The organism is Cupriavidus taiwanensis LMG 19424 (assembly GCF_000069785.1).
Lineage (GTDB): Bacteria > Pseudomonadota > Gammaproteobacteria > Burkholderiales > Burkholderiaceae > Cupriavidus > Cupriavidus taiwanensis.
Genome location: NC_010530.1, coordinates 165,041 through 175,000, shown reverse-complemented (window position 1 = coordinate 175,000; position 9,960 = coordinate 165,041). Strand labels below are relative to the sequence as shown.

General features: G+C 68.7%; 10 protein-coding genes. 4 read left to right on the top strand and 6 right to left on the bottom strand.

Annotated features, from left to right (window positions below; all coding sequences use genetic code 11):
• Positions 1–11: 11 nt before the first annotated feature.
• On the top strand, positions 12–761 hold the full coding sequence (locus RALTA_RS16540; RefSeq protein WP_041232418.1) for a DUF3047 domain-containing protein: 750 nt from the start codon (positions 12–14) through the stop codon (positions 759–761).
• On the opposite strand, the gene RALTA_RS16535 is transcribed toward RALTA_RS16540, so the two are convergent.
• From RALTA_RS16535 to RALTA_RS16510, 6 genes are all read right to left on the bottom strand, one after another.
• Entirely contained in the window at positions 758–1,519 is a 762-nt protein-coding gene (locus RALTA_RS16535; protein ID WP_012355017.1) for a lipoate--protein ligase family protein, read from the bottom strand. The genes RALTA_RS16540 and RALTA_RS16535 overlap by 4 nt on opposite strands.
• A 46-nt stretch (positions 1,520–1,565) precedes the next feature.
• The gene (locus RALTA_RS16530; protein WP_012355016.1) at positions 1,566–1,907 is read right to left on the bottom strand and encodes a carboxymuconolactone decarboxylase family protein; all 342 of its coding nucleotides are present in this window, start codon (positions 1,905–1,907) and stop codon (positions 1,566–1,568) included.
• A gap of 74 nt (positions 1,908–1,981) precedes the next feature.
• On the bottom strand, positions 1,982–3,097 hold the full coding sequence (locus tag RALTA_RS16525; RefSeq protein ID WP_012355015.1) for an acetoin dehydrogenase dihydrolipoyllysine-residue acetyltransferase subunit: 1,116 nt from the start codon (positions 3,095–3,097) through the stop codon (positions 1,982–1,984).
• Positions 3,097–4,113, bottom strand: a complete 1,017-nt coding sequence (locus RALTA_RS16520; RefSeq protein WP_012355014.1) for an alpha-ketoacid dehydrogenase subunit beta — start codon at positions 4,111–4,113, stop codon at positions 3,097–3,099. Before RALTA_RS16520 ends, RALTA_RS16525 begins: the two co-directional genes overlap by 1 nt.
• 35 nt (positions 4,114–4,148) lie before the next feature.
• Complete coding sequence (locus RALTA_RS16515; protein WP_041232417.1) at positions 4,149–5,150, bottom strand: thiamine pyrophosphate-dependent dehydrogenase E1 component subunit alpha; 1,002 nt, start codon at positions 5,148–5,150, stop codon at positions 4,149–4,151.
• A 63-nt stretch (positions 5,151–5,213) separates the two neighbouring features.
• Entirely contained in the window at positions 5,214–6,281 is a 1,068-nt protein-coding gene (locus RALTA_RS16510) for an ATP-NAD kinase family protein (RefSeq protein WP_012355012.1), read from the bottom strand.
• Between the two features lie 365 nt (positions 6,282–6,646).
• On the opposite strand from RALTA_RS16510, the gene RALTA_RS16505 reads away from it, so the two are divergent.
• From RALTA_RS16505 to RALTA_RS16495, 3 genes are read left to right on the top strand one after another with little or no spacing between them, the layout of a single operon-like run.
• Positions 6,647–7,636: a YncE family protein gene (locus RALTA_RS16505; RefSeq protein WP_012355010.1), complete on the top strand. Its 990-nt coding sequence runs from the start codon at positions 6,647–6,649 to the stop codon at positions 7,634–7,636.
• Between the two features lie 20 nt (positions 7,637–7,656).
• Positions 7,657–8,961 carry an MFS transporter gene (locus tag RALTA_RS16500; RefSeq protein WP_012355009.1) on the top strand — a complete coding sequence of 435 codons (1,305 nt, stop codon included), beginning with the start codon at positions 7,657–7,659 and terminating at the stop codon, positions 8,959–8,961.
• Positions 8,958–9,920 carry an amidohydrolase family protein gene (locus RALTA_RS16495; protein ID WP_012355008.1) on the top strand — a complete coding sequence of 321 codons (963 nt, stop codon included), beginning with the start codon at positions 8,958–8,960 and terminating at the stop codon, positions 9,918–9,920. Before RALTA_RS16500 ends, RALTA_RS16495 begins: the two co-directional genes overlap by 4 nt.
• Positions 9,921–9,960 lie beyond the last annotated feature (40 nt).

Below are 9,960 nucleotides of genomic sequence, written 5' to 3'. Positions count from 1 at the left end.
GCTGATCCGCCATGAAGACCTCCGCTGCCTTGCGCCTCGCCCTGTGCGCCACCCTGCTGCTTGCCTCGCTTCCCGCGCCCGCGCAAGGCGGCAAGCCTGGACTCGTGCTTTCCGAGCGCAAGCCGGGCGGTGCGCTGCCGACGGACTGGAAAAATTTACCAGTGGCCGAAGGCAAGGCCAGGACCGAGTACGAACTGGTGGCCGATGGCGGTACGACGGTGCTGCGGGCGCAAGCCAATGGCTCGGCATCCGCGCTGATGCACGCCGGCGACGTGGATCTGGCGCGTACCCCCGTGGTCGCCTGGCGCTGGAAGGCCGAGGCGGCCATACCCGGCGCCGACAACCGCGACGGCGCACGCGAGGACGCGCCGGCCCGGCTGGTGTTCTTCTTCGACGGCGACACCAGCAAGCTCTCGCTGGGCGATCGCGCCGCGATACAGCTGGCCAGGACCGTGGCCGGCGAGGAACTGCCCTATGCCACGCTGATGTATGTGTGGTCGACCAGTGCGGCGCCCGGCACCGTCATCCCGAATCCGCATACCGGTCGCGTGCAGATGATCGTGGTCTCCGGCGCGGGCGATGCCGGCAAATGGCAGGACCTGCGGCGCAACGTGGCACGGGACTATGAACGCGTATTCCGCGAGCCGCCCGGACCGCTCAAGGCCTACGGCATCATGACCGACACCGACAATACCCATGCCTCGGCCCGCGCCTGGTACGGCGACATCCGCTTCTTGCCAGGCACCGCGGCGAAGGATTAGGCCGGCGCCGGATGCTGCCCGAGGCTCCAGCGCAGCGCGTCCGAGACCTCCGCCATCAGCGCGGCATCGTCCGGCGCGGCACGCCCGCAGGCCAGGAGCGCCTCGCGCACGCTGACGACCTTGCTCGCGTCATAACGCCGCTCGCTGCCGATGGCCGCCTCGAAGGCATTGGCGCGCGCATTGATCAGCTGCGGGTCGGCGTTGACCAGCAGCACCGCGTGGGCCAGCACCAGGTGGCGCTGGCCGTCGGCCGCCTGCATGGCCGCTGGCGCGCGCCGCCAGTACTGGGCCGTGCCCGCGATCTTGCGGGCGGCTTCGGGCGGACCCCAGGCGAGGTTGTAGCGGCCGTCGCAAAACGACCCGGCCACCGCCTGCCAGTGGGTCTCGATGCCGAGCGGGCACAGCGCGCCGGCGATCACGGCGCACAGGTGCAGGTAGACCGCGTCGCTGAGCGCGCCTGGCGGCTGTCCGACGGGGTAAGCCAGGCTCAGGTTGAGGATGCCGGGTCCCTGTGGAACCAGTCCGCCGCCGGACATGCGCAGGAACACCGGACACCCCTGCCGGGCGAAATCGGCGCGCGCTGTTTCCAGCGCCGCGTGGCGCAGGTAGGTGCGCGGTACCACCAGGGACAACGGTGCCTCCCATAACTGCGCCACGTGCCGGCCCTGGGCAGCAAGCTCCAGCAGCGCCAGTTCGTCCTGCAGCGGGTCGCTGCCGGCGTGGCCGGCGGCAATGATCTCGACAAAACCAAACGGCATCGGCTGGCACCCGCCCGGGATTGGCAATGCGCCGAGTGTAGCAACGCTAGCCGTTGAGCGCATCGAAATAGGCCAGAGCTTTCGACGCATACATCGCGCCCGGGCCGCCGCCCATCTCGATATTGAGTGCCAGCACTTCGGCCAGTTGCTCGCGCGCGGCGCCGTGGCACAATGCCTGCGCCGTGTGGAACAGCACGCAGTCGTCGCAGCCCTTTTGCACGGCCAGCGCCACCGCGACCAGTTCCTTGACGGAGGCCGGCAGGCTGCCTTCCTGCGTGGCGGCCTTCATCAGGCCCTGGAATGCGCTCATTGCCGCCGGCTGAACTTGCGCGAGCGCGGCGAACTGCTTGTTGATCTGGGCAAGGCGGGTCTTCAGTTCTGTGCTCATGAGAAAACGTCGTCGTGATTCGGTGGATTCGACAAAGGCGGGCGGCAGCGCATGCGGCCGCCCGCGCCGCGGCGTCAGCCGCCGAGGTGCTGCCTTAGCAGCGCGTTGAAGTCGTTGGCCTTCTCCATCTGGCTCATGTGGCCGGCATCGGCAAAGACCTTGACGTTAGCGCCGGGCGGCGCCGCCTCGGCATGCCCAGCCGGGATGATGCGGTCCTGGGCGCCCCACACCACCAGCACCCGCTTGCCGCTGTCGGCCAGGCGCTGCCCCGGCTGCTCACTCTGCCGGCCGCCGCCGAACAGGCCCTGGCCGAGCGCGGCCAACGCCTCGTCGACGCCATCGAGCCGCTTGTAGCGCAACAGGTCGTCCAGCATCTGCCGGCTCACCAGCCCCGGGTCGGCAAACAGCAGTTCGACCACGGGCTTGAGTTCGCGCCGCGACTGCGCCTTGACGAAGCCATCGGTATAGTCGCTGTTGACGGCCTCGCCGAAGCCCACCGGCGACACCAGCGCCACCGACAGCACCCGCTGCGGCGCATCCACCGCCAGCTGCGCGGCCACGCCGCCGCCCATCGAGTGGCCGACCACGTGCGCCGCCTCGATCCCGGCCTCGTCCATGAAGCGCGCTACAAAGCCGGCCATCTGTGCCAGCGTCGTGCCCGCGAGCCGCGGCGACGACTGTCCGTGGCCGGGCAGGTCGAGCGCCACCACGGTGTACGCGTCGGCCAGGGGGTCGAGGTTGAACAGCCAGTTGTCCAGGTCTCCGCCAAAGCCGTGGATGAAGAGCACGGTCTGGGCGCCGTTGCCCTTGCGGGCATAGCGGACCCGGATGCCGTCGACCTCGGCAAACTGGTACGCGCTGGCGGCATCCTCGTCGCCACTATCGTCCGCCGGCGTTTCATAAGCCGCGACGTATTCATCGATCTGCGCATCGCTCACCTCCCCAGGGGCCAGCACGCCCAGCAGCGCCTTCACCGGCAGCACGTCGCCGGCCTGCGCCACCTTGCGGCGCAGCGTGCCCGCGTCGGGCGCCTCCACCGCATTGGCGATCTTGTCGGTTTCCACATCGAGGATCGGCATGCCCACGGTGATCTCGGTGCCTTCGTCGACCAGCCAGGCATTGACCGTGCCTTCCTTCATCGACAGGCCCCATTTGGGCATCACGATCGGGGTAATTGCAGGCGTGGCCATCAGTGCTTGCCTCCCTTCACGGTCTTGCGCGCGGCGTTGGCGATCTGCGCCGCGCTGGGGATATACAGGTCTTCCAGCGTGGGTGAGAACGGCACCGGCGTATGCGGCGGGCACACCATCTCGATGCCGGCCTTGAGCGCACCGAAGGCCTGCTGCGCGACCTGCGCGGAGATATCGGTGGCGATATTGCAGCGCGGGCTGGCCTCGTCCACCACCACCAGGCGGCCGGTGTTCTCGACCGACTCCAGAACCGTATCCATGTCCAGCGGCGAGAGCGTGCGCAGGTCGACGATCTCGGCCTCGATACCCTCCTTGGCCAGCGTCGCCGCCGCTTCCAGCGCGCGATGCACCATCAGCCCGTAGGTGACGATGGTCACGTCCTTGCCGTCGCGCACGATATTGGCCTCGCCGAACGGGATCGCATAGGCGCCTTCCGGCACGTCGCCCTCCAGGCCATAGAGGTTCTTGTGCTCGCAGAAGATCACCGGGTCGTTGTCGCGGATTGCCTGGATCAGCAGGCCCTTGGTGTCGTACGGCGTGGACGGGCACACCACCTTCAGGCCGGGGATATGCGTGAACAGCGGCGTCAGCATCTGGCTGTGCTGCGCGGCGGCGCGGAAGCCCGCGCCCACCATGGCGCGGATCACCACGGGGGTCTCGGCCTTGCCGCCGAACATGTAGCGGAACTTGGCGGCCTGGTTGAAGATCTGGTCGAAGCACACGCCCATGAAGTCGATAAACATCAGCTCCGCGATGGGCCGCATGCCGCAGGCCGCGGCGCCGATGGCCGCGCCCACGTAGGCGGACTCGGACAGCGGCGTGTCCAGCAGCCGGTCGCCGTGCTTGGCGTACAGGCCCTTGGTCACGCCCAGCACGCCACCCCAGGCGTCCTTCTCGCCGTCCGCGCCGGCGCCGCCGACGATGTCCTCGCCCAGCATGATGACGCTGGGGTCGCGGGTCATTTCCTGGTCGATCGCCTCGTTGATCGCCAGCTTGATGCTCAGTTTGCGAGCCATGTCTGTCTCCTGATAATTGGTTTGCGCGTGGCGGATCAGTAGCTGACGTAGACGTCGGTCAGCAGGTCTTCCGGGCCCGGCTGGGGCGCCGCCTTGGCTTCCTGCACGGCGTGCTCGATCAATGCGGCGACTTCGCGGTCGATGGCGTCGAGCTCTTCGCGCGCGACCACGCCGGCTTGCGTCACGGTGCGGCCGAACAGCTTCAGGCAATCCTTGTTGGCGCGGATGTCGTCGAGTTCGCCGGCGGCGCGGTAGGTCTGCGCATCGCCTTCGAAGTGGCCGTAGAAGCGGACCATCTTGCATTCGAGCAGCGACGGCCCGCCGCCTTCGCGCGCGCGGCGGATGACTTCGCCCGCGGCTTCGTGGACCGCGAAGAAATCGGTGCCGTCGACGGTCACGCCCGGGATGCCGAAGCCCGCGGCGCGGTCGACGTAGCTGTCCACCGCGGTGCCGTAGTCGCGCGAAGTCGATTCGGCGTAGCCGTTGTTCTCGATCACGAAGATCACCGGCAGGTTCCACACCGCAGCCAGGTTCAGGCTTTCCAGGAAGGTGCCCTGGTTGGAAGCACCGTCGCCGCAAAAGGTGATGCCGACCTCGCCCTTGCCGCGGAACTTCGCTGCCAGCGCTGCGCCACAAATCAGCGGCGCGCCCGCGCCGAGGATGCCGTTGGCGCCCATCATGCCCTTGGACAGGTCGGCGATATGCATCGAGCCGCCCTTGCCGTTGCACGAGCCGCCCTTCTTGCCGTAGATCTCCTTCATCATCGCCACCGGGTCGACGCCCTTGGCAATGCAGTGGCCATGGCCGCGGTGCGTGCTGGCGATGCGGTCGCCGTCGTGCAGGTGGTGCAGGATGCCGACGCCCGCGGCTTCCTCGCCCGCATACAGGTGGACGAAGCCCGGGATGTCGCCGCGCGCGAAGTCCACGTGCAGGCGTTCCTCGAAATCGCGGATGGTGCGCATCTTGCGGTACACCGTCAGCAGCGTCTCCTTGTCGAGCGGCAGCGCGGCAGGGTCGTGTGAGGCTCTGGCTGTCATGTCTGTCTCCTTCGTTTTCAGGTGTTGCACTTCAAGAAAAGCGGGGACGCTTGGCCGGCGTACTCAGGCCATGGCGTGCTGCGGCACGCTGCGCATCAGGTGGTGGCGCGCCGCGTGGCGCATGCACGCGGCGACGTCGATGCTGCGAAAGGCGTGGTCGTGCAGCGTGACGGTGACCTCATCGTCCGGACCAAAGGTCAGCTCGCGCTCGCCGTCCAGCGCGACGACGCCGCTGCGCTGGCGCACGCGATGCGGGCGGCCGTGCGCGAGGCGCTGCCAGCCGGCAATCGGCACGGTGCACATCAGGCCGGGCGCGATCGGCGCGCTTAGTTCGAATTCACCCGCGCCCGGCGCCGCCAGTTCGATCGCCAGGCCGCCCGCATCGCGCCGACCCACCGGCTCGAGCAAGCCGGCAATCGACGACAGCCCGATCGCTTCGGGATCGGCAAACGACACGTAGACCGCGGCCAGCGTGTCGGTCTTCCACAGTGCGCGCGCGCCGATGAAGTGTTCGTGCGAGATCACGGCATCGACCAGCGCGATGTCGCGGCGGAAGGTGCCATTGCCGTCGCGGATGACGATGTCCAGGCGCTTGTTCGACGCCAGCGCCTGGCTGGCGGGAATGCGGCCGGTGGCATAGAGGCCGGTGGCGAGCCCGGTGACGGTGGGCTCGCGCATCTCGGGGTAGGCATTGTTGGTGCCGGTCGAAAGGCCCGCGATCGGCACCGCGCCGCATTCGCGCACCACGGCGCGGTGGGTGCCGTCGCCGCCCAGCACGATGATCGCGGCCACGCCCGCATCGGCCATGCAGCGCGCGGCGTGCAGCGTGTCGTCGACGCGCGAGGCCACTGGCATGTCGAGATACGCGACCTCGGGCAGGCTCGAGTCGGGCCCCTGGCGGTGCGCCAGGTGCCGCGCCAGCATGACGCGCAGCCCTTCGCGGTCGGGCATCATCAGCACGCGCCGCACGCCGCAGGACGACAGCGCGGCCAGCAGGCGCAGCACGATATTGACGCGGTCAGCCAGCTGCAGGCTGTTGGCGTTGGCGATCACGCGGCGGATGTCGCGCGCCGAAACCGGATTGGCGATGATGCCGACCAGCGGCGCATCGGCGAACCTGGGCTGCCCCATAGCCTGTCTCCTGTGTTGTCGTTGTCGTGACAGGCGTATTTGCAATGGCTGTGCCAGTGGCCGGATGGCATCGCGATGGCGAAATCCGGGCGTTGCGGTGCATCCGACTTCAGGGATAACCCGCAAAAACCGCTGCGCTTTCGCCAGACCGGCGGCTCGGACGACCACCACGGCGAGACAGGTGTCACAGTGCAGGTGTACAGGCTGGACACTCGTATCACCATGACCGGCCCCACCCGCGCCGATTACTGGCGGGAATACCTGAATAGCCAATATTCAATGGTTCGGTGCAGCTGCCTGCGCCAGACTTTCGTCCTCGCCATAGCGAGCTTCGCCGCCCCCGGCGAAGACGACGAGGAGACGACATGGATAACCGCTGGACCGCGGTACTGGTGGAAAAATTCGGCCACAGCTTCAGTGCCTATGACCTGCAGACCGGGGCACGCCGCTTTACCGTGCCGCTGCCGGAATACCCCCACGAATTCGCCATCGACCGCGACCGGCTGCTGGGCTATGTCGGCCACTACGGCGTGCAGACCTTTGCCCATCCCGGCGATGGCGGCGCGGCGGTGATCGCGGTCGACCTGGTCCGCGGCGAGCGGCATGGCGTGCTGGGCTGCGCGCCATGGCATCGCATCCACGGCCTGCAGCTCGATGCGCGGGGCCGCGTCTACGCGCTGAGCGAGCGCGACAACATGCTGCTGGTGTTCGAAGTGCCGTCGTCACGGCACACGCCGGACCGCGCGGTGCCTTCCGGCGGCGTCAAGAGCCACTTGTTCGTGCTGTCGCGCGACGGCCAGCGTGCCTATGTCACCAGCCTGCTGTCGCACACCGTGACGCTGGTTCATCCCCACGACGCCACGCGCCAGCCGCTGGCCGTGCATGCCGGCCGGCGCCCGGAAGGCTGCTGCCTGAGCCCCGACGAAGCCATGCTCTACGTTGCCAGCCGGGATGAGCACCGCATCACGCAGCTGGACGCCCATACCCTCGCAGAATTGGGTACGGCCGCAACCGGCGAGGATCCGACACGGCTCTACTGGTCGCCCTGCAAGCGGCTGATCGCGCTGAACTATGGCGAGCGCAGCTTGCGTTTCTTCGACCCGTACACGCTGGCAGAACTGGCCCGGGTCGATACCGGCGCGAAACCCATCGCGCTGGCCTTCCATCCCGCCGACCCCGGCCGCGCCTGGCTCGCCCTGAATGACAACAGCGTCGGCGTGCTCGACCTGCGCACGCTCACCTTGCGCCACGCCTTTGCCACCGGCAAGGAGCCGGATGGGCTGGCGATCCTGGCGCTGCCGCGCGAATTGCCCCCCAACCCAGACAAGGTGCCGCAGCCCCGGCGCACTCGCTGACGGCAGCCCTGGAGGAGACCATGACCATTTCGCAACCCGCGGGCGGCGCCTGCACGCCCGTCCTCGATTCCCGCACCGGCATTCCGGCCCAGCGCTGGTGGCGGGTGATCCCGCCCATCCTGATGGTGTGCATCGTGTCCTATATGGACCGCGTCAATATCGCCTTTGCCATGCCCGGCGGCATGAGCGAAGCGCTCGGCATCGGCGCCGGCATGGCGGGCCTCGCCGGCGGCATCTTCTTTGCCGGCTATCTGTTCCTGCAAATCCCCGGCGGCAAGCTGGCCGTGCGCGGCAGCGGCCGCAGGTTTATCGCCTGGTCGATGCTGGCGTGGGCGGTGCTGTCGGTGCTGACCGGACTGGTGCGCAACCAGACCGAACTGCTGATCCTGCGCTTTGCGCTCGGCGTGGCCGAGGGCGGCATGCTGCCGGTGGTGCTGACCATGATCGGCAACTGGTTTCCGGACCATGAGCGCGGCCGCGCCAATGCACTGGTGATCCTGTTCGTGCCGATAGCGGGAATGATCACCGCCCCGCTGTCGGGGCTGGTGATCGCCGCGCTCGACTGGCGCTGGCTGTTTATCATCGAGGGCCTGATCTCGGCCCTGTGCCTGGCCCTCTGGTGGCTGCTGGCCTGCGACCGTCCGCAGGAAGCCAGGTGGATCAGCGCGGCCGAACGCGACTATGTGCTGGGCCGGCTGCATGCGGAGCAGCAGCACGCCGCGCCGGCAAGGGCGCCGGCCACGCACTCGGTGCTGGCACGGCTGCTGCGCGATGCCGTGATCTGGCGCCTGATCGCCCTGAATTTCCTGTACCAGATGGGCATCTACGGCTACACCCTGTGGCTGCCCACCATCCTCAAGAACTTGACCCACGGGGACATGGGACAAGTGGGCTTGCTGGCCATGTTGCCGTATGTGGGCACCATGGCAGGCATCTTGCTGGTGTCCGCCTGGTCAGACCGCAGCGGGCGCCGGCGCGCCTTCGTGACGTGGCCGCTGCTGGCATTTGCCGCGTGCCTGGCCGGTTCGGTCTGGTTCCACGCCAACACCTGGCTGGCCTATGGCCTGCTGGTTGGCAGCGGCGTCTGCCTGCAGGCCGCGGCGGGCGTGTTCTGGACCTTGCCGCCCCGGCTGCTGGCGGCGGACGACGCCGGCGTGGCGCGCGGCCTGATCAATGCGCTCGGCAATCTCGGCGGGTTCTGCGGGCCGTACGCGGTCGGACTGCTGATCCAGCATGTCGATGCCGGTGCAGGTGTCTACCTGTTGGCCGGGGCGCTGGTGTTGGCCGCGGTCCTGGCGGCAACCTTGCCGGAGCGTTGCCGATGACGCGCGGCCTGGCGTGCGGCGGCGCGCCGCTGGCCATCGTCGATGCCCATCACCACCTGTGGCGGCTGGATCGCGGGCATTATCCCTGGCTGCAGGACGCCTGCGAGCCGGCCGCGTTTTTCCTTGGCGACAATCGGGCGCTGCGGCACGACTACCTGCCGGCGCAGTACCGGCAAGATACGCATGAGGACGGCCACGTCACCGTGCTGGCCACGGTGCATGTCGAGGCCGAACGCGACCGCAGCGAGGCGGTCGCCGAAACCGCCTGGCTGCACGAGCCCGGCTGGCCGCAAGGCATGGCCGCCGCGGTGGTGGCCTACGCACCGTTCGGCACGTCCGGCTGCGCCGCAGTGCTTGCGCGGCAGGCGAGCTTTGCGCGGGTACGTGGCATCCGCTGCAAGCCGCTGACCGCCAGCAAGCCGGGCGAAGCGGTGGCCGCCAAGGCCGGTTCCATGCAGGACCAGGCCTGGCTGGATGATCTCGCGCGCCTGCCGCGCCACGGGCTGTCATGGGACTTGCGCGTGCCGTTCTGGCACCTGGCCGAGGCGGCGCAGGTGGCCGCCGCTCTGCCGGAGCTGCGCATTGCGCTGAACCACACCGGCCTGCCGCTGGACCGCTCCGACGCCGGCCTGGCGCATTGGCGCCGCGGCATGGAGGCGCTCGCCGCCTGCCCCAACGTAATGGTCAAGCTGTCCGAGTTCGGGCTGCCCGGCGGCCGCTGGGATGCGGCGGGCAACCGCCGCATCGTGCGCGAGACGCTGGCCATCTTCGGCCATGAGCGCGCCATGTTTGGCAGCAACCTGCCGGTCGCCTCGCTGAGCGCCAGTTTCGGCACGGTGCTCGGCACCGTATGCGAGGCCTTGCCCGACCCTGCGGCGCGGATCCGCGTGCTGGCGGAGAATGCGGCGCGCTTCTACCGCATTGCGCGTGCGGACATGGCGCAGCCACCGGTAGGATAGTTCGGATCCTGCTGAGCCATCGGCCGCGCCGGCCGCGTGC

Excerpts from the sequence above, each read along its gene's own strand:
- RALTA_RS16510 (WP_012355012.1), bottom strand. The coding sequence starts at position 6,281 with ATGGGGCAGCCCAGGTTCGCCGATGCGCCGCTGGTCGGCATCATCGCC.
- RALTA_RS16495 (WP_012355008.1), top strand. The coding sequence starts at position 8,958 with ATGACGCGCGGCCTGGCGTGCGGCGGCGCGCCGCTGGCCATCGTCGAT.
- RALTA_RS16540 (WP_041232418.1), top strand. The coding sequence starts at position 12 with ATGAAGACCTCCGCTGCCTTGCGCCTCGCCCTGTGCGCCACCCTGCTG.
- RALTA_RS16530 (WP_012355016.1), bottom strand. The coding sequence starts at position 1,907 with ATGAGCACAGAACTGAAGACCCGCCTTGCCCAGATCAACAAGCAGTTC.
- RALTA_RS16515 (WP_041232417.1), bottom strand. The coding sequence starts at position 5,150 with ATGACAGCCAGAGCCTCACACGACCCTGCCGCGCTGCCGCTCGACAAG.
- RALTA_RS16520 (WP_012355014.1), bottom strand. The coding sequence starts at position 4,113 with ATGGCTCGCAAACTGAGCATCAAGCTGGCGATCAACGAGGCGATCGAC.
- RALTA_RS16535 (WP_012355017.1), bottom strand. The coding sequence starts at position 1,519 with ATGCCGTTTGGTTTTGTCGAGATCATTGCCGCCGGCCACGCCGGCAGC.
- RALTA_RS16500 (WP_012355009.1), top strand. The coding sequence starts at position 7,657 with ATGACCATTTCGCAACCCGCGGGCGGCGCCTGCACGCCCGTCCTCGAT.
- RALTA_RS16505 (WP_012355010.1), top strand. The coding sequence starts at position 6,647 with ATGGATAACCGCTGGACCGCGGTACTGGTGGAAAAATTCGGCCACAGC.
- RALTA_RS16525 (WP_012355015.1), bottom strand. The coding sequence starts at position 3,097 with ATGGCCACGCCTGCAATTACCCCGATCGTGATGCCCAAATGGGGCCTG.